This window comes from Faecalicatena orotica, assembly GCF_905197545.1.
GTDB classification, from domain to species: Bacteria; Bacillota; Clostridia; order Lachnospirales; family Lachnospiraceae; genus Faecalicatena_A; species Faecalicatena_A orotica.
This window is the reverse complement of the sequence record NZ_CAJJZH010000006.1, coordinates 300,303-325,171: the sequence shown is the minus strand read 5'-3', so window position 1 is coordinate 325,171 and position 24,869 is coordinate 300,303. Positions and strand designations below refer to the sequence as shown.

Sequence of the window (24,869 nt, the reverse complement as noted above, 5' to 3'; positions counted from 1 at the left end):
GGAGGAAAATTATGAAAAACAATAGTAATGTACGCCTATTTGGGATAAAAGATAAGATCGGATATATGTTCGGTGACTTTGGTAACGACTTTACATTCATCTTTGCAAGTTCATTTTTGATGGTATTCTATACAAAGGTGCTGGGAATCAGCGCAAGTATGGTTGGTGTGTTATTCCTTGTCGCACGGTGTGTCGATGCGTTCACTGACGTTACAATGGGACGTATCGTAGATAAAATGAAGCCAGCAAAAGACGGAAGATTCCGTCCGTGGATCCGCAGAATGTGCGGACCGGTTGCAATCGCAAGTTTCCTGATGTACCAGTCAGGACTGGCGGGCGCATCTATGACAGTCAAGATTATTTACATGTTTGTAACATACATCCTGTGGGGAAGCATTTTTTATACCTCTATTAACATCCCTTACGGCTCAATGGCTTCTGTTATCAGTTCAGATGCTGACCACAGATCATCACTTTCCACATTCAGAAGTGTGGGAGCAACTCTCGCAGGCCTTGTAATCGGTGTCGGCGCTCCTCTGCTCGTATATACGACAGATGCTGCCGGAAACCAGATCGTGGAAGGCGGAAGATTTACAATGATCGCAGGTGTATTTTCCATTCTTGCAGTTGTATGTTACCTTCTTTGCTACTTCCTGACTACAGAGCGTGTTCAGATTGAACCTGACCCGAATGCTGAGAAAGTAAGTTTCCTCCAGACAGTAAAAACTCTCGTTACAAACCGTGCACTTTTAGGAATTATAGCAGCGGCAATCTTACTGCTTCTGGCTTCCCTTATGACACAGTCTGTTAACCAGTATGTATTTGTTGATTACTTTAAAAACAAGAATGCGTTATCTGTTATGAGTATGTGCGGAATCGTGCCAACACTGCTGCTTGCGCCATTTGCAGTGCCAATCACTAGGAAATTTGGTAAAAAAGAAGTTGGTGCAACTGGATGTATCATCGGCGGACTGGCATGTCTTGCTTTATTCTTCATCCATACAGATTCTGCAGTAGTTTACATTGCAATCAACGTAATCGGATATTTTGGATTTGGTATCTTCAACCTGATTATTTGGGCATTCATCACAGATGTTATTGATGACCAGGAAGTAAAGACATATAAGAGGGAAGACGGTACAATTTATGCAGTATACAGCTTTGCCAGAAAAATCGGGCAGGCTCTTGCAGGCGGACTCGGTGGTTTCGCACTGGGCATGGTAGGTTATGATTCAAGTGTACAGGTGCAGACACAGGCAGTTGCAAATGGAATCTACAATATAGCAACGCTGATCCCTGGCATACTCTATATCGGAGTGGGACTCTGCCTGATCTTCCTCTATCCTCTTAATAAGAAGAGAGTAGAAGCGAATGTTGCAGCACTGAAGGCAAGAAGAGAAGCATAAATCTGCCACTTATACTAAAAATATAAAAATGTTATAATCGCAGCAAGAAACGGTATATTTTCCGGTGGGAAAGTATATCGTTTTTTCTGTGTGGAAACATAAAATAGTGTTCTTTTTCATGTACTGTGTTAAGATAGTAAAAAAGATACGGGAGGGCGTAGACATGCGTGTTCTGATTATAGAAGATGAGGCCGGACTTGCCGATGTCCTGAAAGCCGAGTTTGAAGATGCAAATTTTGATGCAGATACGGCGGATAACGGCATGGACGGCTATTATATGGGGATGTCGGATATTTATGATGTCATTATTCTGGACGGTATGCTTCCGGAAATGGACGGTTATGATATTCTGTCAAAATGGAGGTCACAAGGTGTGAGCACCCCCGTCCTCATGCTGACGGCAAGATCTGAACTCGGGGATAAGCTGAAAGGGCTGGATCTGGGAGCGGATGATTACTTAACGAAACCATTTGAGATGGAAGAGCTCTTTGCACGTGTAAGGGTAATCACGAGAAGGCAGGGGAAAGTAGAGACGAAACAGATCGGTTTCGGGGACATTTCACTGGATATCCGCACCTGTATCCTTTGTAACCGGCAGACGGGCGTGGAGGTACAGCTTGGGAAAAAAGAGTATCAGATTCTGGAATTTATGATTAAAAATAAACGCCAGATTGTAACGAGGGAACAGATTGCAGAAAAGCTGTGGGGGTATGATTCCGAGGCTGAGTATAATAATGTGGAAGTATATATTTCGTTTACAAGAAGGAAGCTGAAGTTTATTGCGTCTAACGTAAGAATTAAGTCGGTAAGAGGGATCGGATACAGATTGGAGATGGCGGATGATTAAAAAACTTCAAAAACGAATTGCATTTACACTGGCCGGAATCCTAATGCTGATCATGCTGGGACTACAGTTGTTTTTTTATATCAGTAATTACTATTATTATGCGGAATACCAGAAGCAGCTTATGGAGCAGATCGCCGACGGATATATCAATGTGGATGCGGGAGGAAACAGAAGTGAGAGTATAGAGGGGACCCGCGAGGATTATATGGCAGATGACTGGTACCTGCCGATATGGGTATTTCAGGCGGGTGAGGACGGCGGTCTTACAGTAACCCAGAAAAGCTCAGGGGTTATGCAGGACGATGAGAAAGTGCTCGGGACGGCACAAAAGATATTGAATCTGGATAAGAGCGAGGGGATCTATAAAAGGAACTGGTATCTGCATAAAGACAATGTTCTGGTGATGATGAACGATGCAGATACTATCATATATTATGAACAGCAGGCAGCAATCATCTTAATCAGCGGTGTGGTGGGATTTGCAGTGATCATAATCTGTTCCCTGCTCATAGCAAGATGGCTTGTAAAGCCAGCGGCAAGGGCATTCGAACAGCAAAAACAGTTTATATCTGATGCAAGCCATGAACTAAAAACACCGCTTGCTGTAATTGGTGCTAACGCACAGCATCTGAAAAGCGAGATTGGCGGGAATAAATGGCTTGATTATATTCTTGAGGAAAATGTAAGGATGGGAAAACTTCTGAAAGAATTACTGACACTTGCTAAAGTAGAGAACACGTCTTTACCGGAGGCAAAGGAGAAAGTAAATCTGAGCAGAATTGTGACAGGGGCCCTTCTACCATTTGAAAGCATCGCTTTTGAAAAAGAAATTGAATTCTGGATTGATATACAGGAGGATGTTTTCATTAAGGGTGAAGAGGAACATTTAAAACAGGCCGTGATTATTCTTTTGGATAATGCGTTTGCACATGTCAGTGAACATGGGGAGATCAGGGCAAAACTGGGTAAAAAAGGGAAATGGGCCTCCGTATCTATATCCAATACCGGGCTGGAGATTCCGAAAGAAGAACAGAAAAAAATATTCCAGAGATTCTACAGGATCGACAAAGGAAGAAACCGGGCAGAAAACAGATATGGGCTGGGACTGCCGATTGCATCAGGAATCGCCGGACGGCATAAGGGCAGAATTGAAGTATCCAGTGAAAATGGGCAGACTGTATTTACAATATTTCTACCTGTTTACAGATAATATCTGTCCGTGTGCCGGGAAAGAATAAAAAAATTAAATGATGTTTCAATATTTCTTCAATAAAACTGTTATATCATAAGCCAGACAAATGAAATAACATGAAGATAAAGGAGTTGAAGGATATGGGCATCAAAAATTTCAATATAAAAAAGAATAAGAAATGGATGGCCGGCGGATGCGTGGCCGGAATTCTGGTTCTGGCCGTGGTCGGCTGGACCGTGTTTGCAGGAGGAAAGTCAAATGATGGATCGGTGAACATCGTACCGTCAGAGGCACGGAAGATGGATCTCAGTAAGAGCATACAGGGTACGGGCGTTCTGGAGCCTGAAAACAGCGCTGATGTGAAGGTCCCGACGGGAATCCGTATTACAGAAATCAAGGTAAAGGTCGGAGATGAAGTAAAAGCGGGGGATGTGCTGGCACTTACGGATGGCGGTACGGTAACTGCCAGTCTTCTTGAGGCAAAAGAAAAACTGGCAGAGACAGATAAGAAACTCAGGCAGACAAATAATAAAACATCGGCATATTATAATCTGGCAAATGACAAAAAGAATCTGGAAGAGAAAATCAATATCCTGAACCAGATATCACAGTCAAACAGTATCACGGCGGCTGCAAATGGCACGGTTACAGCTGTGAACGGCGCGGCCGGTGAGGTGAATAAGTCTTCTTCCCAGAACGGGGGATCAGGCAGTACTCCGGGACAGCAGAATCCTTCTTCAGGAAACAGTTCAGGTACACCCCAGAACCAGAGTGCAGGGGGGAACCTGTCGGATATATCACTGGTTAACCTGACTGAAGCGGGTGAAAATGAAAACAAAGAACCTGTAACGATGCCGTTTCCGGAATTGAAACTGAAAGCACCAGTAACAGGGGAACCGCAGCTCAGGGAAATCGAGGAGACAGATGGCTATACGGGGAAAATCGAGTGGAACCATGTGGCAGACAAATTTGAGGAAAAGACAGTATATGCAGCCAGAATTACATTGACTGCAAAGCCCGGTTTTGTCTTTGAAAAGGGTGCTGAACCAAAAATCGAGGGAGCAGCTATCTCTGATGTAGAATATGCCGGAGACGATGCTGTTCATGCAATTGCCTTTACAGCAGTCTTCCCGGCAACAGAAGCAAATGGACCGGCGGAAGAACCTTCAGACCCGTCAGCGGGGGATAAGAACGAAGATGATCCGGGTGAACAGCAGAAACCTTCCGATGAAGGCGATAAGAATACACCGCAGGAAGCTGGAGAAGCAGAGGATGGGTTTTCGGGCGGCGGATTCTCAGCGGGGGCTTCTTTTGGAGGCGGAAGTGCCGGGGGCTCAGGTTCCGGGGATGAAAAAAGTGTGAATACAGAACTGGCAGATGTGTTTACAATTTCCTCAGGAGATAAAATGAAGGTAAGTATCCAGATCGATGAGATGGATATTCTTTCCGTATCAATGGGGCAGAAAGCAGTCATTACTTTAAACGCACTTCCTGGTGAAGTATTTGAAGGTAAAATCACCCATATTAACAAAGTCGGAACTGCAAACAGTGGTGTAACAAAGTACAAAGCAGAAATTACGGCGGCTAAGAATGATAAAATGCTTTCCGGAATGAATGTGGCAGCTTCGGTTGTCGTGGAGGAGAAAAAAGACGTGACTGCGGTGCCTGCATCCGCAGTGTTTGAGGAAGGCGGAAAGTCTTATGTTTATACCGGGACTGATAAAAAGACAGGAGAACTGACCGGAAAAAAAGAAGTGACAACAGGTATGACAGACGGAGTCTATATAGAAATCATAAAAGGCATCAAAGAAGGTACGGCTGTTTATTTCGAGGCGATGGCTGACAGCAGTCCGGGGAATGTGGATGTTCCGGCCGGCGTTATGTCAGATATGTAGGAGGTGCTGATATGATACGTTTGAATCATGTTTCAAAAATATACCATATGGGAGGCGAGGATATCTATGCATTAAGGGAAGCTTCACTTCGTGTAAGAAAAGGTGAATTTGTCAGTATAGTAGGACCATCCGGGAGCGGCAAGTCTACGATGATGAATATCATCGGCTGTCTGGATAACTCAGATGAGGGAGAATACCTGCTTGACGGGGAGTCCATTACGAATTATTCGGAGAAGGAACTGGCTAAAGTAAGAAACCGGAAGATCGGGTTTGTATTCCAGAATTTTAATCTGATTCCCAAGATGACGGCTGCGCAGAACGTGGAACTGCCGCTGATCTACCAGAAGCTTCCGTCACACGAACGCGCAGAGAGAGTAAAATGGGCTCTGGAGCAGGTGAAGCTGTATGAACGCAGGGAACACCTGCCTGCAGAATTATCAGGAGGACAGCAGCAGAGGGTTGCGATTGCAAGGGCGCTTGCGGCAAGGCCGTCCCTGTTTCTGGCGGATGAGCCTACAGGGGCTCTGGATTCCAAAACAAGCAGGGAGATCATGGGGATTTTCAAAGACCTTCATGAGCAGGGGAATACGATCGTCATCATCACCCATGATGAGAATGTTGCCGATGAGGCGGAACGGAAGATCCGAATCAGGGACGGACAGGTAAGTGAGGTGGTGGAGTCATGATACAGTCTTTTAAGATGGCATTAAGTTCAATTTCGTCCAGTAAAATGAGGTCGTTTCTCACGATGCTGGGAATTATTATAGGAGTGACTTCTCTCGTCGTACTGGTATCTCTGGTCAACGGGGCTGTTACTTCCATTGATGAAAGTATGTCCGCGGCCGGAAATACGAAACTGACGGTGACGGTCAGCAATGATAAAGGAAAGCCGCTGACGCTGGATGATATGGCGCAGTTTGGAAAGGAGTCTGAAATTTCCGAGATCGCACCGGCAGAAACAGAATCTGTCACGGCGAAAAGCGATAAGAAGAGCGGAGATGTGTCAGTTACGGGTACGACGCCGGGATATTTCAAAATACAGGATCTGAAACTGGCGGCTGGCAGAAGCCTGAAAAAAGCAGATGTGGATAGCAGCTCTTACACCGCCGTGATCAATCATTATATGGCGCAGCAGCTTTTTGGCACCGACCAGGTAGTTGGCAGGAATGTTATCATAGGAGGCAGACAGTTTTTAATTGCAGGGGTGCTGAAAAAAAGTGATAACAACGGCTGGAATATGAATACGATGGAGGCTTACATCCCTTATTCTACATTAATGCGCAGTTCAGAAAAAGTAAAAGCCGTGAACAATTTTGTGATCTGGGCGGACAGTGAAGCAGACATGAGGGCCGCCGAATCAAAGATTACCAGTCTGCTGCTTGAACGTTTCCATAACGATCAAAAGGCATTTCGCGTAGACAATGAACTCGAGTTTGTTAAAATGGTAGAATCTACGAACCGGACAATGCTGCTGATGCTCGGAGGCATTGCAGGAATCTCACTGATTGTTGGGGGCATTGGCATCATGAACATCATGCTCGTATCGGTAACCGAGCGTACCCGGGAAATCGGAATCAGGAAAGCAGTCGGGGCAGGATATAAGGATATTATGGTTCAGTTTCTCGTGGAGGCGGTGGTTATTAGTCTGATCGGCTGTGCAATCGGGATTCTGCTGTCCTGGGGAATCGTAGCTGTGGCAGATCAGGTGATGACAGAATATCATTTCAGCATGTCGCCGGGGGTCATCTGGATTTCGGTCGGATTCTCCACAACGATTGGCATTGTATTCGGCAGTTATCCGGCAAACAAGGCTGCACGCAAGAAACCGATTGAGGCATTGCGGTTCTCATAGAAAATCAGAGGCTGATCATCCCGGTGTTCCAGTAAACTGTATTCCGGTGTTCTAATCTTTACCCTTTGACAGTTGTAATCAGTGCCTCACAGGTTCCGCTAATCTCGTATTCTCCGCTATTGGCAGGAAGGAAGAAACTATCTCCTTTCTGATAGCGGAGTTTGTCTTTGCCGCAGCGGATTTCTCCATCCCCTTCAACCATCAGTATGCTTACAAAAGAGCCGTTACCAATATGGCCGCACATTTTCTTCATGACATCACCGTCCAGATTAAGCTTATCTACTGTGAAGTAATCGCAGTCGGCGATATGGGGGCAGCATGTTTTGCTCTTGATTATAGGAACACGGTTCGTAACGGCGAGGGCCTTTTCTATATGTAAATCCCTCTTTTTCCCATCGTTCCCGACTCTTCCATAATCATACACGCGATAAGTGACATTCGAATTCTGCTGGATTTCTGCAATTACAATATCTTTACCTATCGCATGGATCGTACCTGTTTCAATGAACAGCACATCCCCCTTCTGGACCGTTACAGCGTTCAATACCTCCAACAGGGTGTTATCCAGAATCCGCTGTCTGAACTCCTCTTTGCTTACCTTCTTTTTGAAACCATAATATAAACATGCGCCTTCCTTACAGTCGGCTACATACCACATCTCAGTTTTGCCATACTGGCCTTCATTTTCCAATGCAAATTGATTGTCAGGATGCACTTGGATAGAAAGATTATCCTTTGCGTCAATAAACTTTATAAGAATAGGAAACTCCCTGAATCTCCGGCAATGTATACCAAGTACATTCCCTTCTGCTTTTTTTATATATTCTGCCAGTGTAATTCCTGCAAATGTACCGTTTTGGATTTTTGACGGACCATCCGGATGGCAGGAAAGTTCCCACGTCTCTGCCAAAATGTTTCCGTCATAGTTTTTATGGTATTCGTCTATAAGGCGGTGCCCGCCCCACAAATAATCTTTACAGCTGGGCACCATTTTTAAAATACACATCTTCATTCCTCCTGCTACGTTTATTATCTACTGCATATCCATACTAAAACACAGCCAAAGGAGGTGTCTATTCCGTTTATCTGCGATCTGTTTTATAAATGCAGATAGTACAGAATACGCAATTCTGTTTGATTTTCGTACTCTAAAAGTGATGGAAAGATGAATCATCTCAGATTTGTGTAGTTGCAGAAAATCAAATTCTGGTTAAAAATAAATTTAAGCGAAACAGAGGCATGGGCAATAGAAACATAACAATAGAATATTGGCCTTGTGAGAAAGATATCGTTTGAAAGGAAAAGGGTGTAAAATGAAAAAACGAATGGGTAAAGCGGGAAGAAAAAAAACTATGGCTTTGACTGCTATGGCGCTTCCGGCATCGGTTCTTCTTTTCATATTTTCGTATATCCCAATTGCAGGTTTAGTGATTGCATTTAAGGATTTTCGATATGATAAGGGGTTCCTGGGAAGCGAGTGGGTTGGATTTAAGAATTTTGAATTCTTCTTTAAGTCCAATGATGCATGGATTGTATTAAGAAATACGATAGGGCTGAATCTTCTATTTATAGGAGTCACTCTTGTAATAGCAGTGTCAGTAGCACTGATGATTAATGAAATCAGGAGCCGTATAGCAGTAAAAGCAATCCAGACAATTATGTTTTTCCCATACTTTATGTCATGGGTTGTAGCAGGATATCTGCTGTATGCATATCTGCATCATGATTATGGAATTATCAACCAGCTTTTGAACTTTTTTGGATTAGAAAGCATTGCGTGGTATGCGAAATCGGCTTATTGGCCTGTTATTCTAACATTTATGTACGCATGGAAGGTAGCCGGTTATTACAGCGTTATCTATTACGCCGGATTGATGGGGATTGACGATTCATATTATGAAGCGGCGGCATTGGATGGGGCTAGTAAATGGCAGATGATTTGGAGCGTAACACTGCCGATGATCCGAAGCATCATTATTTGTATGGTAATCCTACAGATTGGAAGAATTATGTATGCCGACTTTGGATTGTTCTTCCAGTTGACAAGAGATTCCGGTGCATTGTATGCTACGACGGATGTTTTGGATACTTACATATTCAGGGCGCTCCGTGTGACAGGTGATATTGGTATTGGTTCGGCAGTAGGCTGTTTCCAGGCGGTGGCCGGGTTTATACTAATTATGGTCAGTAACTTTATTGTACGTAAGATTGACAGTGAGAGTGCATTGTTCTAAAGGGAGGAGAAAAACTGATGAATAAAAAATTACCTGTTTATCAGAGAGTGATTATTTATGGGGTACTGATATTAATCTGCCTCATTTGTATCATACCGATTATCACGGTTATCTCCATTTCTTTTTCTACAGATATGGCGATTATAAAAGATGGATATGGAATACTGCCAAAAGGCTTTACGCTGGAAGCGTACAAATATGTCCTGAAGGATATGGAATCTATATTAAGATCGTATGGAATATCTATCTTTGTTACTGTTACCGGATGTGTACTGGGGTTGTCTTTTAATGCAATGATAGCCTATGTACTGTCCAGAAAAGATTATAAATATAAGAAACAGCTCACAGTGTTTCTTATTATCCCGATGGTGTTAAACGGCGGTCTGGTACCGACCTATATCTGGATTACTAAATATTTGCACCTAAAGAATACAATTTGGGTTATGATTCTTCCGATGCTGATCGTGCCATGGTTTATTATTCTCCTGAGAACCTTTTTCTCACAGATCCCGTCATCGCTGATTGAAGCAGCAACAGTGGACGGCGCAAGCGAATTAACGATATTTGTGAAAATAGTTCTTCCATTGGCAAAACCGGCGTTGGCAACTGTAGGAATGTTTATTACACTGAATTACTGGAATGACTGGTTTCAGCCTTTGATGTATATTGACAATTCAGAACTGTACAATCTGCAGTACCGTCTCTATATATTAATGAGGGATGTTCAGGAAATGATAAAGAACTCTTCAATTTCAGGAATGGGAATCAGCATAGCAGATCTCCCCACAGAATCAATGCGTATGGCAATGTGCGTAATTGCAGCAGGACCGATGTTGGTGATTTTCCCATTTTTCCAGAAGTATTTTGTAAAAGGCCTTACGGTAGGCGGGGTCAAAGGTTAATCAGGAATGTATATTTGCATGGCAAATTACAATAAAAATCACATTAAGAGGAGGAAAAAAGTGATGAAAAGAAGAAAGATTACAGCACTTCTGTTAACGCTGGCAATAGCAGCCGGTACATTGGCAGGGTGCGGAGGCAGCGACGGTGGAAGTGATAAGGGTGACGGCGGAAAGAAGGAGGGAGATGTTGTTAATCTGAAAATCCACGTTATGGTGCCGGAGCAAAAGGACCAGGCTAAAGTTATGGAAGCCGTAAATGAGTATACGAAAGAAAAAATCGGGGTGACAGTCGATTATGTGTTCCACGGTGGTTCCTATGCGGATAAGATTCAGGTTATTATTGCATCAGGAGAAGAGTATGATGCCTGCTTTACTTCAAACTGGTTAAATCCTTATAATACAAATGTTGCAAAGGGCGCATTTGTCGATATTAAAGAAATGCTTCCGGAAGTTGCTCCTGACTTAATGGAGAGCATGCCGGAATCCTTCTGGACAGCCGTGACTGTAAACGGCGGAATCTATGCGGTTCCAAACCAACAGATTGCTGCACGCCAGATTGGAGCGCTTATGCCAAAAGAATTCGTAGACGCATCAGGCGAAAAAGTGGAAAATCTGCAGACGCTGACTGAAATGAAGGATTATGCTCAATATGCGTTTGACAACTACAGTGCAAAAGTGGGTGGTGTCAATGTGCAGCAGGCAGCCGATTACTGCGGATATGAGCATATAAGTGATTATATGTCAGCAGGTGCTATTAAGATGGGGGACGAAAGTGCCAAGGTTGTTAACTTCTATGAAACAGATGAGTGGAAGGCAATGTTAAAAGAATCTTATGATCTGAATTCAGCAGGCTTATTAGACGGGCAGTGTGCATATAACCCGGAATATGGTGAAAGCCAGAGGATCGGAAAGAAAACATCAGCTTACTTTTCCGGAACATATAAACCGGGTGTAGAAGCGGAAGAATCTACGCGTGCAGGATATGATATGGTATTTGCAAAGTCTAAAACAGAGCCATTGATTACAACAAATTCAGTAATAGCTACGATGTATGGTATTTCAACGACTTCAAAACATCCGGAAGAGACTTTAAAGTATCTTGAACTGGTAAATACAGACCCGTATGTTATGAATCTCCTTTCTTACGGTATTGAAGGGACTCATTATGAAAAGATATCTGACAATATGATTAAACCAATTGAAAATAGTGGATATTCCCACGGCCAGGCATGGGCATTTGGAAATGTATTCAATTCTTATGCAATTGAAGGGCAGCCGGAAGATGTCTGGGAGCAGACAAAGGCTCTGAATGACAGTGCTAAGATTTCTCCGATTCTGGGATTTTCTTTCGACCCCGATCCGGTGAAGATGGAAATTGCGAGTGTGTCTAAGGTTGTCAAGGAGTACGAAAGCCTTACAGGAGGAGAGCTTCCTGTTGAAGAGACAAACGCAGAATTTGTTGAGAAGTTAAAAGTTGCGGGGATAGATACTGTTCTTGCGGAAATGCAGAAACAGGTAGATGCTTTTATGGAAGCAAAATAAATAACGGGCAAACAGGCAGAGTGCCTGGCTGTGATAAACAGCCGGGTGCTTTGTGCTATATTAAAAAATGTTGGGAAACTGTGTGAGTGTCAGATTTCGTTGTTGATATGGGAAGTAATATACTTTAAAATAAGCACATGGGGGATGGATGTTTATGAAAAAGTTTACGAAGAAGACGATGGGTGCCGATGGGAAAAGAAACAGAAAAATCATTCGGAAAATTGAACAGAAGCGGACATTTAGAAAAATTTTCCTGACCATAACCATTGCGATGTTTATAGTTGTTATTTTATGTTTTTCCATCATGTATGGTATTGTAAAAAAGATTATCATGGAGCAGAACATTGATTCATCTGCGCAACAGTTCAGGCAGATACAGGAAGAATTCGAGGTTGCAAACGAGCAGATTAATATGGTGGCCACTCAGGTTATTTTGGATGACATATGCTCAGACTGGATGCTGGCAGGAGAGGCACGCTCGTTTAATAGCCTGGATATAGCAAGAATCAGAAAACAGCTTGCAGTATTTAAGAACACAAGCAGTATGATTGAGTCTATTTATATTTATAACGGCAAGATTGATAAGTTCCTGAGTACAGACGGAAACTATTCCTATACGGGAAAGGCCGGATTCAGTGACCTCGGAATTGTTGAAATTTTAAATGACTATGACAATTACTATTCAAGAAATTTATTTAAGCGGGAACGTGTCATAAGGAATAGCCTTGGAACGGAGGTTACGGATTCGGTCTATACATATGTTTTAAATAATACACAAGATAGTCAAGTTACCAGTGCAATCGTTGTCAATTTGGATTTGACTCCTCTTTTTGCCAAAGTACTGGGAATGGAGGCAATGCAGGAAAGCCAGATGGTAATTGTAGATGGGAAAGATGAGATGTGGGCTGAACTTCAAAATTTCTCAGATTTAGACATGAAAATGGACAGCCACCTTCTTAATTTGATCGAAGGAAATGATGGGCATGCAGAAACATCATATGATGGAGAGCGTTATTTTGTGTCATGGATGCATTCAGATAAAACAGATTGGGATTATCTGAAGGTTACAAAATGGGATACGATGTTTGCGCGTCTTCTGGAACTGCAGAAATGGGCATTTTTCATATGTGCGTTCATTTTATTGGCGGTAGCCGGAGGTTCTGCATTTAGTTCCTTTTCTATCTATCGTTTGTATGGACAGTTGGAACGGAAGAATTTTATAAAAAATGGAATGAAAATATCGGAATCTAATAAATTAAAAGAGAACTTCCTATATGAATTTATCCATAAAAGAAAGACATACGGAAACGCAGAACTTACTGAACGGCTTGAGCAGCTGGGATATCCCATGAGAGCGGGAAAGCTGTTTACTGTGCTATTACTGCAGCTGGAAGATTATCACAGCTTTATAGAGGAATTCGGGCAGGACGGGGCATATGACGTTAAGTATAGCGTGAGAAATATATTTGAAGAAATTTTTAATATGGAATTCCATGTGAGCGGCCTGATTAACCGGGATAATACCATTGTGTTTATACTGTCAGCTGAAGACGGAGAGTCCGTAGACTCTGGCAGGATAGAGGGCAAGTTCCGGGAGTTCTGTGATAAAATAAAGCCTTTTGGAGAGTGGACATTTTCTCTGATAGGCAGTGAAGAATTCCTAACTGCCGAAAAAATACCAGAACTGGCCGAGAAGCTTTATCAGGTGAAGGAAGAAAGCTTTTTCTACCCATCTAATATGTTCCTTACCTATGGGAGAATCTGTGAGGAACACAGTGGCAGTGTGAATTACCGCAAATTAGATTTAGGGAAGCTTACGGATACTTTACGTGGCGGTAAGGATGTCTGGGAACAGTATCAGATATTTGCAGAATCTTTAGAGTGCTACAGCAGCAAGGAATATATGAATGCAATGATATGGCTTGGTGTGTCACTTGTCCGTGATATGAAGGAATTCTATATGACTGATGCGGACCAGGAGTATACGTTGAATCATTTCCTGGCACAGTTGGCGAAATGTGATAAAAAGGTACAGGTAGACAAACAGTTTGAAAAGGTATTTTCCAATATGCTGCAGATACAGGAATCTGCAAATGTGAAAAAAGGTGTAACAGGGAAGATGGAGGAAATCCAGGAATATATTCAGAAGAATTATTCTAATATGAACATTGCATTAGAGTTTCTGGGGGATGAGTTCGGAGTGTCTGCGAACTATCTTGGCAGGGTATTTAAAAAGGAAACCGGTGTGTCGGTGTCAGAATATCTGAATAGCGTAAGGCTGCAGAAGGTGCTTGAAGGGCTGGAGAACACGGAAAAGCCAGCGAAGGATATCGCCCAGGCCTGTGGATTTGCGAGCATCAATTACTTTTATACTTACTTCAGGAAGAAGATGGGGGTGACGCCCCAGGCTTATAGGCAGCAGCTCCGCAGCAGAGAGAAGTAACAGTTACACAGAGTCAATAAAATACGGATATTAAATGCAGGGTATTCTTGATTAATTAGGAATACCCTGCATTTTTGGTATATGGAAAGACTCAGTTTTCCGGTGATTTTCCCACTGTTTAAAATTAGAAGAGAAAAGTGTTGGATATGTGTGCTGTCTCCGATATTGATAGTTGAAGAAATTGGGAAGACAAAGGAAAATGATTACAAAGATATAGGAGAGTGAATGTAGAGATGAATGATAAAAAATCAATTGGCTATGTTGTACCGCATACACACTGGGACAGAGAATGGAGGTATCCGGTCTGGGAGAACCGTATGTATCTGAGGGATCTGGTGGATGAATTAATTGAGACCCTGGAAACAAACCCCGGTTATAAAAGTTTTTTATTTGACGGGCAGGTTGTTGCGCTTTTAGATTATCTGGAAATATGCCCCGAAAAGGAGGGCGTGATTAAAAAGCTGATTAAAGAAAAACGGATTGTCATAGGACCCTGGTATACACTCCCAGATTTGTATCCGATCTCAGGGGAGTCTATGATTCGAAATCTTTTAAAGGGAAAGGAAGAAGCGGAGAAGCTTGGCGGGTACTTAAAGATTGGATATGAATCTTTTGGATGGGGACAGCCGTCACAATTGCCCCAGATTTATAAGGGATTTGACATTGATACAGTTATTGTATCAAAGAATGTGGACAGGACAAGAGCTCCAAGGTGTGAGTTTAAATGGACAGGGGCAGACGGAACGAGCGTGCTGGCTACCCGTCTCGGGGAAGATGCAAGGGCTAACTTTTTCATGAATGCCTATTTGAAGGTGATGACAGGGAAAGAATATAAGTCAGAAGAATACGAGTACCATTATGGCCAGGACGGTCAGGTATTCCACCAGGCGGATAAAGAACAGTCTGTGCAGGATTATTTCCGATTGGAAAAGACGGAAAGGATTCATGAGGAATATTTAAAGGAAGCAGCCGGTAAGGCATGGAATGGTATGAAAGATACAAGGCTTCCTGAACACAGAATCATGATGGATGGGAGCGATTCGACAACCGGGCAGCCACATCTGATGGAACTGTTGGAAAAAATGAATTCCCAAGTGGAAGAGATGGAATTCAAAAGCTCTTCAATAGAAGAATATGTGGAAATCCTGAAAAAAAACCTGGATATGGAAGAACTGAATGAGGTGATGGGGGAGATGAGAGACGGTCCGACAACTTCTCTGTCCGGCAATGCACTGATGACAAGACCTTATATTAAGACCCTGAATAAGTCTGTCCAAAATAGACTGTACGGGATGGCTGAGCCGGTCTCTGTGATTTGTATGCTGCTTGGCGGGCAATACGAAAGCCAATTCCTAAAGAAAGCAGCCGACTATTTATTACTGTCCCAGCCTCATGATTCTATCAATGGTGTTACGCAGGATAAGACAGTGGATGACGTGATGTACAGACTGTCACAGGCAGAGGAACTTGCCAATACGGTATACATTCGCGGTCTTCAGGAGATTGTGAAACGAATTGACTTAAGCGCGTATGCTCATGACGATATTGTTTTTACTGTTTTTAATCCTACAGCGAAAACGAGACGGGAAGTGCTGGAGGTGTATCTGGATACGCCGCGGGACAGAGGGATCTGGGAATTTGGGATAGAAGATTCCAAAGGCACTGTAAGAGAGCTTCAGTTTAAGGAAAGGAAAGAATCTATCTCACCAGTTGTACATCTGCACTCGAGACCATTTCCTTACTATTCGGACAGACATGGGGTGTTCTTTGAAACAGGGGATATCCCGGCAGGTGGGTATGAGGTATATAAATTAGTTGATTTCGTTGAATTTGACAGGAAGACAAAATTCTGGGCAAAGACCAGAAAAACAGACGGACATGAACTGGCAGCTGCAAGTGATTATATGGAAAATGAACTGATTGCGGTGAAAGTGAACCGGGACGGAAGCATCACGGTTACTGATAAAAGGACAGGGGAAACCTATGGACCATTAAACTATTACGAGAGCACGGGAGACGTGGGTGATTATTGGATGTATTATCCGCCATACAATAACCGCACTTATACAAGTAAAGGTATACAGGCTTCTATTTATCTGAAGGAAAATGGAAGTCTGTCTGCCACAATAGGAGTGGACATGACGCTTCAGATACCGGAATATGCGTATAGGCCGGACAGTTATGTGAGTGGAAAGAGCGAAAGAAGTGAAACTTTGCGGGAACTTCCGATTACTACCTGCTATACATTGCATAAAGGAAGCAATCAGGTAGAAGTAAAGGCAATCGTAAATAATACCTGCCGCGACCACCGCATGAGTGTACTTATGGAGACGGGCGTGAAATCTGCAACGGCTAATGCCCAGGGACATTTTACGGTAGACGAAAGAAGTGCACTGCCATTGAAAGATGGGGAAGGAAAATATTATAACGAATTGGTTACACAGCCTATGCAGAATTTCCTTTCGGTTTGTGAAGGCAAAAGGGGGATGGCTGTCATTACTGACTGTCTGGGAGAATATGAGCTTCGTACAGACCATGCCAATACGGTATCATTCACGTTATTTAGGGCGGTTAAGAATATTATATGTACAGAATTCCGCAGTGAGGGATATTTTCCGGATCAGAACGGAGGCCAGCTCAAGAGGACTTTGGAATATAACTATGCAATTATGCCCATTACAGCAGATGTTACAGTAAATGAACTTGCCGAGAAGGCAGAGGCATTCAATATCCCATTGAAGCCAATTCAGATGAGTGTGCCTGTTACAGGGAACGGGATACTCCCTGTGTCTTATTCATTTTACAATGTCTCAGGGCAGGTACAGGTATCCTGCCTGAAAAAGGCCGAAAAAGGAGACGGCATTGTTATGCGTCTCTATAATCCTTCTAAAATTGAGCAGCAGACAGATGTGAGTTGGTACAGGAAAATTGCAAGTGCAGAACTTCTGGATTTGAAGGAAGAACGATTGGATGTACTTCAGTCACAAGGGAACACTGTTTCTATCACAGTACCAGGCAATAAGATTTACACCGTACTTTTTAGATTTGCTTAAAGGAGGCAGAAATGAAGAAAATATATGTCGTACATCATTCCCATACTGATATTGGCTACACGGATTTGCAGGAAAGGATTATTTATAATCAGGTTTGCGATATCCAAAAAGCTATTCGGATTATAAAAGAGGGATATGCTAAGCAGACGGTGGAAAAACAGTTTAAATGGAACTGTGAAACATACTTTTGTGTGGAAAAGTTTTTGGAAATGGCAGAGCCGCGTGAAAAAGAAGACTTTTTCAGGCTGGTGAAGAAAGGAAATATTGGGATATCTGCTAATTATCTGAACTTTAATGACCTTGCAGACTGTGAGGCCCTTGACAGGAAGACGAAACATATGCTTCATATTTTTGGAGAGCAGGGTATTAAGGTTGACAGTGCCATGACTGCGGACATTAACGGAATGTCCATGGGAGCGAGGGATGTACTGATAGATAATGGAATTGAGTTTTTATTTACCAATATACATACCCATCACGGGATGTTCCCACTGCACAAGAATCAGGAGCCCTATTTCTGGAAATCGGAGAATGGCGGACGGCTTTTGGTATGGAGCGGGGACCATTACAATCTGGGCAATAAGCTGGGGATTATACCGACAAAGAACAGGAACCTCCTGTTAAGAAACGCTCCTGAAAACAAAAAATATTCTGAACAGCCCATCGAGATGCTTTACCAGAACATCCGGCGGATGATTGAGATGTACAGCGACACCGGATATTCCTACGATTTCTATATAGCGGCCCTGTCAGGTCTGCATAGTGACAATGCTCCACCGAACCCGGAAGCGTTGCACATTATCTCGGATTTCCATAAAAAATATGGGGATGAGATACGAATTGAGATGGTGACCCTGTCAGAGCTTTACGGTCTGATAAAGGATCAGGCTGCAGATGCACCGGAATATACCGGAGATTTAAATGACTGGTGGGCTGACGGGGTTGGAAGTACCCCTTATGTTGTCAAGCATTATAAGGAGGCGCAAAGGCTTGGAAAAGCTGCAGACAGGCTGGAAAAGCGCACGGGGAAGATTGACGGGACACTTAAAAAGGCCAGTGATGATAACCTGCTCTTATATGCGGAGCATACATGGGGGGACTCTGCAACTGTCACAGAGCCGTATAGCACTATGGCTTTGAATCAGGATCTAAGGAATAACAGCTATGCATCCAAAGCACACGAAGCCAACAATATGCGTAAAAATGTGCAGCTTCAGCTTTTAGGAGATATACGCGAGTATTTCGAGACGAAAGGGACGGTAAAAGCGATTAATCTGGGGGGACTGCCAGGAGAACAGCTTGTAGAATTCTATATTGAAAGCTTTTGGAATAAGGTGGCTGAAGTGAAAATCACGGACTGTGAAACCGGGGAGATATTGGTTTCACAGGTATCACCGCACCCCCGCGGTGTTCTCATAAGCTTTATTGCCTGCTTTGAGGCGGGGCAGGAGAAGTTGTTCCTGTTCGAAGAGCAGATTCACGGGGAGGAAACGGATAACAACCACAGGTCAGTTGCAGGAATTGATTATGTGCGTGATGTCATGAGCCCTTATGACAGTAAAACATGTTGTCTGCCTTATCAACTAGAGAATGAGTGGTTCTGCCTCCGTTATAAAGTGGGTGAGGGCATTACCTCTTTTTATAATAAGAAGACACGGACAGAAATGCTGAAAGACGGATATGAGAAATTTTTTACGCCTGTATATGAGAGAACACCGGTTTATCATGATGTTTTCCGGGAACGGACTGCGCTGGGCCGTAATATCAGAGGAATCAACGCGCAGCACTATCAGGCGGAACTGAAAAATGTCACAGTGCTGGAGGATGGTCCGGTATTCACAAAGATACAATTTGATTTCCTGCTGGAAGGGACAAGAAAAAGCTTAATTATTCTCCAGTTTTTTAAAGAGCTTCCGAGAATACAGTTTACTTATAAAATCGCAAAGTGTCTGTCGGAGGATATCGAAAGCGTTTATCTTCCTTTATCACTGGAAACAGCCGGAAGTGAGCAGCACATTATAAAAGGCGGCCGGTGGATGCGCCCGGGGATTGACCAGATTCCGGGAACCTGTATGGAATTCTATATGAGCGACTGTGGGATGCTTTATCAGGGAAAGGAAGGCTCTATACTGATTAATACATTGGACACTCCACTTTTATATTATGGGGAGATGGAGCATCATGCAATAAAGCTCTGTGACGGCTCCGTGGAAGATAATAAACGTCCCGTATATAGCTGGATTATGAATAACGTCTGGGAGACGAATTTTAAGCTGGACCTGTCCGGGTATTGTGAGTTCCGGTATAGCCTGGAATTCTGTGGGACTGGGGATATAAACACAAGCAGGCAGCGGCTGTTGGATAATGATCTGGGGAATGTGGCATTTATAGCAGGATAAAGGAGGAAATGAGTATTATAATGGCAAACAATATATACCCGGGAATCGGGAAAATGGAAAATATGATTTCTCTGAAAGAGACTTCAGATAAGAGTTTTGTTGAGGGAAAGGACGGGGTACAAAAGATATGGACTCCTTCTGATAAAAAAGTGGAATTTATAATTTTTAAAGACAAAACATTATGTAATGTAAAATCAGCATTAGGCTATCCTGCAATTTATAAAGTGCCTGAAGCAAAGTTTCAGGGACCGGCAAAAGCAATCCTGATGGATTTGGATGGCACAAGTGTGCACAGCGAGAATTTCTGGATGTGGATTATTGAGCAGACGATAGCAAAGCTGAAGCATGATGCGTCATTCAAACTGGAGGAGACAGATGAACCGCATGTATCGGGTCATTCTGTATCTGAGCATCTGCAGTACTGTATCAATAAATATTGCCCGGATAAAACAATTGAGGAAGCACGGAGCATTTATTTTGAAACCACAGAGTATGAGATGAAGGAGATTCTGGAAGGCAGGGGAAAGAAAGGTGCGTTTAACCCGGCACCCGGCCTGAAGGAGTTTTTAGAGGAAGTCAAAGGGAATGGCATAAAAATAGGGTTGGTGACTTCCGGGCTGTATACCAAGGCAATGCCGGAGATTATCTCAGCATTCCAGACCTTGAAAATGGGTGACCCGCTGGACTTTTATGATGCAATCATCACGGCGGGACAGACATTTAAAAAGGGGCAGACAGGGACAATTGGGGAATTGGCACCGAAGCCGCATCCCTGGCTGTACTCAGAGACTGCCAAAGTGGGACTTGGAATTACAGAGGAAGACAAATCAAGGGTGCTGGGCTTCGAAGATTCCTCGGCAGGAATTATGTCCATCAGGCTTGCAGGATTCCAGGCTGTCGGCATCAATGGCGGAAATATCCATGCCAGCGGAATGGACTCCCTTTGTCTGAAACAATATGATAATCTGTGTGATGCGCTTCCTCTTTTATTAGAAAGGTGATGTTATGGAGCCACTGAGTAGAAATGATGTGATAAAGGTGATAGAAGGAAAGGGTACGGCAGAGAGAATCCCTCTGCTGTACGATATCTGGATTTACGACAATCTGTTTCAGAATAGTCCTGAAATGAGAAAGAAGTGGCTGAAACAATATCCTTGTGATGTTGCTGACATATTTTTGCAGATGCCAGGACTGACATCCGGACCGCCAGATGCCCCTGACTTTTATTGGGCAGCTCCGGGGAGTGAAGAGGCAGAAGGAAAAGGACTGGATGCAAGGTGTCTGATTGAAGATTGGGAGGATGCGGAAGCATTTTATGCATCGTTTCCAGATCCGGAATCCCCGGCGCTGATAGCAGGGGGAAAAGAAGACGATGGAAGATATTTATTGGGAAGATGGTGGTATTGTTTTTTTGAACGTCTGTGGTCCTTACGGGGGATGGAGAATGCCCTTACAGATTTTTATTTGTATCCGGAGGAAATCCATAGATTATTTTCGAAACTTACAGTGTTCTATATGAGGGTTATGGAGAGAGCCAAGGAAGAAATGGATGTGGATGGCTTTTTTGTATCGGATGATATCGGAACACAGACGGCACCTTTCTTTTCATTAGAAATCTTTCAGGAGTTTTTTAAACCATACTATAAACAGCTGATTGATAAGGCACATGAGCTGGGTGTGCATTTCTGGCTGCATAGCTGTGGTAATATTGAATTATTTCTGCCAGCATTTATAGAAATTGGTCTGGATGTCATCCATCCGATTCAGAGAAATACAATGAACGAGCAGGTAATCTCAGAGAAGTTTGGAAATCAAATCTGCATTCTGGCTGGGGTGGATGTCCAGTATTTGATGGCTTTCGGCACCCCGGAAGAGGTGCGTGACGAAATCAGGTTTTTAAAAAATACATATAGAAAGCCGGAGGGACGTTTTATGCTGACCATGGGAAATGGTTCTACCCCGGATTGGAAGATGGAGAATCTGGAAGCTCTTTACGAAGCTTCTTATGATGGAGGGGGAAAATGAATCCGGTAATTTTAAGAAAAGGGGTATGTGACCCGCATATCCATGTATTTGAGGGGAAGGCATATCTGTATGCAACACATGATGCACCGGGGTATGAAAATGATTTTCATATGGAGGACTGGCAGATATGGTCTTCCGTAAATCTGATAGACTGGCAGCTGGAATCTACGGTGCATCCTGAGGATTTCTACTGTGGAGCTCTGAACCAGTGTTGGGCAGTAGATGCAGCCTATAAAAATGGAACATACTATCTATACTTTTCTACCGGGGACTGGGGCGTGGGAGTGGGTGTTTCCAGCCACCCGGCGGGTCCATTTGTGGATGCAAGGGGGGAAGCACTTGTAGATTACAGGGAATATCCTGTCGGAATTCCTAAATGGGACCCATGTGTATTTGTAGATGATGACGGAAGTGCATACTTAATCGTGGGAACGTGTAAACAGGAGAAACCGTGGGACTGTTATCTGATTGCCCGGTTAAAAGATGACATGATTCATCTGGCAGAGCCCCTCAGACGGCTTGAATACATTGGAAATCCGTGGCCGGAAGATAAAGCGTCCATCCATAAGTATGGGGGGAAGTATTATCTGACCCATTCCTCTTATTATGCAGTAGCAGACCAGATTTACGGACCATATCGGTACGCAGGGAATTCAGGATGTAATATAGATCATGGCAGCTTTTTTAGCTATCGCAACCAGACTTATTTTGCATCAGGGGGAATGGATAATCCGAACCGATACCTGCGGGCCTCTTTTTTGTCTCCATGCCATTACAGAAAAAACGGAGAGATTGTAGTCGATCAAAAAATAATGGAATATGGGTGCGGGCAGTATGACAGCACATGGAAAAAAATTGAAGCAGTGTGTTATTTTGAAGCATCAAGGGAATGCAAAAAAGAGGATGAAAACGGAAAATTCCTGACAGAACTTTGGGCCGGGGACTGTCTGCATTTTCCAGACATAGCCAATATAGAGGAAAATGCGGAAATTCAGTTTATGGCCGCCGCGAAGGAAAAATGTATGATACTTATCCATGAAGATTCACCGGATGGTCCTATATTGGGAAAATGTAAGATTGGTAATGAAAAAAGACTTTGGAATGGACAGTTAGAATGCGGCGCTGGTAAGAAATCCTTGTATCTGGAAGCTGACAGCGAAGTACAGATATGGTGGTTTTCATTTCCAGGGGAAAAAAAGAGGCATATGATAGAACCGGTATTTTCTCTGGCAGGCAGGGGGGCTTCTCTTGCCTATGACCCCGATGGGAGCAACCATCAGGTCCTGCGGAATATGGAGCTTAAGGGGGCTGCTATAGAAGCACTGGCTGATGGTGGAAACGGCGGAAACGGTATGCTGTCTATCCCCTACTGCTGCACTGGTGCTGATACATGGCTCAATGTCTATGTGAATGGTGAATTTCAGGGAAGGATGGATTTCCCGGTGACGCCGTCTTTTTGGTTAGGCAGGGAACCGTGCATAAGAAAAAAGGAGGTCGTGCTGGCTCCGGGACTGAACCGAATCCGGATCTGCTCAGAAGAATATCAGACTGGCAGGCTGGCAATCGACCATATACTGGCAGAGTCGGAACCTACAGCCTGTGGTGTATATGCCGCTGCCGGGGGGATTCTGGAACCACGGGGAAACGGATGCTGGGATGGATTTCCCCAGCGGGAAACAGACACGGGAGCTTTTAGCGGAAGAATGGTAAAATACCTGGAAAAGCCGGGGGACGAAATAAGAATAGAAGATGTGGCCTGTAATACTTATGGAGAATATACATTGGAAATCCATTATTGCAGAGGCGGGAAAGGCGAATCGGCCTATCAGCTTCTGGTGAATGGGGAAGTTAATGAAACGCTTTACTTTAAGCCAACGGGAGGATTCTCGGTAAAAGCAATGAAAATGCATTCTTTAAAAATACAGTTGAACAGAAAGCAGAATACAATACAGCTTAGAAAGACGCAGCGGCAGGACACAGGCATCTTTGTAGATGCATTTATTATATATTAAGAAGAGATATTTTTAGAAAGGGAAGAAGCAATGACGAAAAAAGAGAGGGTAATGGCGGCAATCCGGCATCAGGAGCCGGACAGGGTTCCCAAAGGGGAAGTATATATTCAGCCCAAAGTGGCAAATGCGCTGTTGGGAAAGGAGTATCCACTTGACCATCAGCATTTTGAAAGAGATGTGGAAGTACGCAGACTTTTAAATATGGATGTTGTCAATGTCGGCGATTGGCCGGAATGGGAGATTGGGGAATCACCGGACGGGAAGAAGATTGTGCAGAGCGTATATGGTCAGACATTTCTGGCAGGGGCAGAATCGAAGCATATTTTGGAGCCTCCCGTGGACATTGAGGATGCCGGAGCATATGTGGAGCCGGATATCAGCAGAGTGAAAGGAACATTGATTGAAAGATATGCGAAGGAAACAGACTTTTTTATCTTTGCACAGATTGGCGGTCCAATCTCTATGCTGAATGAGATGTTCCCTATGGAAGACTATATGGTATATTGCCTGACGAATACAGAAGAGATGTATCAAATCAGCGAAAAAGTAATCTCATATGAGATTAAGAAGGCAAAGCTTTTTATCAATAAAGGGGCAGATGCAATTTTGATAGCTGACGATATGGCATTTAATACAGGGGTATTTTTGCCGCCTTATATTATGGAAGAAAACGTCTATCCTTTCTATAAAAAAATGATTCAGGAGATTAAGGCATACAAGGACGTGCCTGTTTTCCTGCATAGTGACGGGAATTTGAATTCGGTGATGGATGAAATTGTGAATTGTGGATTTGACGGGATTCAGTCCCTGCAGCCGTCGGCAGGAATGGATATTCAGGAAATCAAAGAGAAATATGGAGACAGGCTGTGTCTGTGGGGCAATATTGATCTAGACTACATCATGTGCTTTGGCAGCAGGGAGGAAGTAAAGGCGGATGTAAGAAGGACGATAGATATAGCGGGGCCTGGCGGAGGATTCATCCTGTCTACATGCAATACAATGGTGGATATCATTCCTCCGGAAAATATCTTTGCCATGATGGAAGAAGCAGAAAAATAGGAGAATAC

17 protein-coding genes are annotated in these 24,869 nt (G+C 43.5%); 16 read left to right on the top strand and 1 reads right to left on the bottom strand.

All coding sequences use genetic code 11. The features are described 5' to 3' along the window. Nucleotides 1–11 precede the first annotated feature (11 nt). The 6 genes from ABIN22_RS14770 to ABIN22_RS14745 all read left to right on the top strand — a co-directional run bounded on the left by ABIN22_RS14770 (nt 12) and on the right by ABIN22_RS14745 (nt 7,192). Nucleotides 12–1,406, top strand: coding sequence for an MFS transporter (locus tag ABIN22_RS14770; RefSeq protein WP_346909609.1), 1,395 nt, complete (start codon nt 12–14; stop codon nt 1,404–1,406). Between the two features lie 163 nt (nt 1,407–1,569). Beyond that, nucleotides 1,570–2,253 carry a response regulator transcription factor gene (locus ABIN22_RS14765; RefSeq protein ID WP_346909607.1) on the top strand — a complete coding sequence of 228 codons (684 nt, stop codon included), beginning with the start codon at nt 1,570–1,572 and terminating at the stop codon, nt 2,251–2,253. Next, nucleotides 2,246–3,463: a sensor histidine kinase gene (locus tag ABIN22_RS14760; protein WP_346909605.1), complete on the top strand. Its 1,218-nt coding sequence runs from the start codon at nt 2,246–2,248 to the stop codon at nt 3,461–3,463. The genes ABIN22_RS14765 and ABIN22_RS14760 overlap by 8 nt, the downstream gene beginning before the upstream one ends. Nucleotides 3,464–3,585: 122 nt before the next feature. Then, the gene (locus ABIN22_RS14755) at nt 3,586–5,340 is read left to right on the top strand and encodes an efflux RND transporter periplasmic adaptor subunit (RefSeq protein WP_346909603.1); all 1,755 of its coding nucleotides are present in this window, start codon (nt 3,586–3,588) and stop codon (nt 5,338–5,340) included. An 11-nt stretch (nt 5,341–5,351) separates the two neighbouring features. Further along, nucleotides 5,352–6,026 carry an ABC transporter ATP-binding protein gene (locus ABIN22_RS14750; RefSeq protein WP_109732401.1) on the top strand — a complete coding sequence of 225 codons (675 nt, stop codon included), beginning with the start codon at nt 5,352–5,354 and terminating at the stop codon, nt 6,024–6,026. Beyond that, the gene (locus tag ABIN22_RS14745) at nt 6,023–7,192 is read left to right on the top strand and encodes an ABC transporter permease (protein WP_346909601.1); all 1,170 of its coding nucleotides are present in this window, start codon (nt 6,023–6,025) and stop codon (nt 7,190–7,192) included. Before ABIN22_RS14750 ends, ABIN22_RS14745 begins: the two co-directional genes overlap by 4 nt. Nucleotides 7,193–7,250: 58 nt before the next feature. Here ABIN22_RS14745 and ABIN22_RS14740 read toward each other — a convergent pair whose 3' ends face one another. After that, nucleotides 7,251–8,198, bottom strand: coding sequence for a type I phosphomannose isomerase catalytic subunit (locus tag ABIN22_RS14740; RefSeq protein ID WP_109732403.1), 948 nt, complete (start codon nt 8,196–8,198; stop codon nt 7,251–7,253). A gap of 307 nt (nt 8,199–8,505) precedes the next feature. Between ABIN22_RS14740 and ABIN22_RS14735 the strand changes: the two genes are divergently transcribed. From ABIN22_RS14735 to ABIN22_RS14690, 10 genes are all read left to right on the top strand, one after another. Beyond that, a complete protein-coding gene (locus ABIN22_RS14735; protein ID WP_346909598.1) occupies nt 8,506–9,426 on the top strand; it encodes an ABC transporter permease in 921 nt (306 codons plus the stop codon). Between the two features lie 17 nt (nt 9,427–9,443). Further along, on the top strand, nt 9,444–10,328 hold the full coding sequence (locus tag ABIN22_RS14730) for a carbohydrate ABC transporter permease (RefSeq protein WP_109732404.1): 885 nt from the start codon (nt 9,444–9,446) through the stop codon (nt 10,326–10,328). A 63-nt stretch (nt 10,329–10,391) separates the two neighbouring features. Continuing rightward, complete coding sequence (locus tag ABIN22_RS14725; RefSeq protein ID WP_181368761.1) at nt 10,392–11,870, top strand: ABC transporter substrate-binding protein; 1,479 nt, start codon at nt 10,392–10,394, stop codon at nt 11,868–11,870. A gap of 154 nt (nt 11,871–12,024) precedes the next feature. Beyond that, entirely contained in the window at nt 12,025–14,313 is a 2,289-nt protein-coding gene (locus tag ABIN22_RS14720; RefSeq protein ID WP_346909596.1) for an AraC family transcriptional regulator, read from the top strand. Between the two features lie 233 nt (nt 14,314–14,546). After that, complete coding sequence (locus ABIN22_RS14715; RefSeq protein ID WP_346909594.1) at nt 14,547–17,366, top strand: glycoside hydrolase family 38 N-terminal domain-containing protein; 2,820 nt, start codon at nt 14,547–14,549, stop codon at nt 17,364–17,366. Nucleotides 17,367–17,377: 11 nt separating this feature from the next. Then, nucleotides 17,378–19,765, top strand: a complete 2,388-nt coding sequence (locus ABIN22_RS14710; RefSeq protein WP_346909592.1) for a glycoside hydrolase family 38 N-terminal domain-containing protein — start codon at nt 17,378–17,380, stop codon at nt 19,763–19,765. A 20-nt stretch (nt 19,766–19,785) separates the two neighbouring features. Continuing rightward, complete coding sequence (locus ABIN22_RS14705; RefSeq protein ID WP_346909590.1) at nt 19,786–20,766, top strand: HAD family hydrolase; 981 nt, start codon at nt 19,786–19,788, stop codon at nt 20,764–20,766. 4 nt (nt 20,767–20,770) lie between these two features. Continuing rightward, entirely contained in the window at nt 20,771–21,790 is a 1,020-nt protein-coding gene (locus ABIN22_RS14700; protein WP_346909588.1) for a uroporphyrinogen decarboxylase family protein, read from the top strand. Next, entirely contained in the window at nt 21,787–23,802 is a 2,016-nt protein-coding gene (locus tag ABIN22_RS14695) for a family 43 glycosylhydrolase (protein ID WP_346909586.1), read from the top strand. Before ABIN22_RS14700 ends, ABIN22_RS14695 begins: the two co-directional genes overlap by 4 nt. A gap of 30 nt (nt 23,803–23,832) precedes the next feature. Next, nucleotides 23,833–24,861: a uroporphyrinogen decarboxylase family protein gene (locus tag ABIN22_RS14690; protein ID WP_346909584.1), complete on the top strand. Its 1,029-nt coding sequence runs from the start codon at nt 23,833–23,835 to the stop codon at nt 24,859–24,861. Nucleotides 24,862–24,869 lie beyond the last annotated feature (8 nt).

Bases quoted from the DNA above. Each gene is read 5' to 3' on its own strand.
- ABIN22_RS14770 (WP_346909609.1), top strand. From the start codon at position 12: ATGAAAAACAATAGTAATGTACGCCTATTTGGGATAAAAGATAAGATC.
- ABIN22_RS14765 (WP_346909607.1), top strand. From the start codon at position 1,570: ATGCGTGTTCTGATTATAGAAGATGAGGCCGGACTTGCCGATGTCCTG.
- ABIN22_RS14760 (WP_346909605.1), top strand. From the start codon at position 2,246: ATGATTAAAAAACTTCAAAAACGAATTGCATTTACACTGGCCGGAATC.
- ABIN22_RS14755 (WP_346909603.1), top strand. From the start codon at position 3,586: ATGGGCATCAAAAATTTCAATATAAAAAAGAATAAGAAATGGATGGCC.
- ABIN22_RS14750 (WP_109732401.1), top strand. From the start codon at position 5,352: ATGATACGTTTGAATCATGTTTCAAAAATATACCATATGGGAGGCGAG.
- ABIN22_RS14745 (WP_346909601.1), top strand. From the start codon at position 6,023: ATGATACAGTCTTTTAAGATGGCATTAAGTTCAATTTCGTCCAGTAAA.
- ABIN22_RS14740 (WP_109732403.1), bottom strand. From the start codon at position 8,198: ATGTGTATTTTAAAAATGGTGCCCAGCTGTAAAGATTATTTGTGGGGC.
- ABIN22_RS14735 (WP_346909598.1), top strand. From the start codon at position 8,506: ATGAAAAAACGAATGGGTAAAGCGGGAAGAAAAAAAACTATGGCTTTG.
- ABIN22_RS14730 (WP_109732404.1), top strand. From the start codon at position 9,444: ATGAATAAAAAATTACCTGTTTATCAGAGAGTGATTATTTATGGGGTA.
- ABIN22_RS14725 (WP_181368761.1), top strand. From the start codon at position 10,392: ATGAAAAGAAGAAAGATTACAGCACTTCTGTTAACGCTGGCAATAGCA.
- ABIN22_RS14720 (WP_346909596.1), top strand. From the start codon at position 12,025: ATGAAAAAGTTTACGAAGAAGACGATGGGTGCCGATGGGAAAAGAAAC.
- ABIN22_RS14715 (WP_346909594.1), top strand. From the start codon at position 14,547: ATGAATGATAAAAAATCAATTGGCTATGTTGTACCGCATACACACTGG.
- ABIN22_RS14710 (WP_346909592.1), top strand. From the start codon at position 17,378: ATGAAGAAAATATATGTCGTACATCATTCCCATACTGATATTGGCTAC.
- ABIN22_RS14705 (WP_346909590.1), top strand. From the start codon at position 19,786: ATGGCAAACAATATATACCCGGGAATCGGGAAAATGGAAAATATGATT.
- ABIN22_RS14700 (WP_346909588.1), top strand. From the start codon at position 20,771: ATGGAGCCACTGAGTAGAAATGATGTGATAAAGGTGATAGAAGGAAAG.
- ABIN22_RS14695 (WP_346909586.1), top strand. From the start codon at position 21,787: ATGAATCCGGTAATTTTAAGAAAAGGGGTATGTGACCCGCATATCCAT.
- ABIN22_RS14690 (WP_346909584.1), top strand. From the start codon at position 23,833: ATGACGAAAAAAGAGAGGGTAATGGCGGCAATCCGGCATCAGGAGCCG.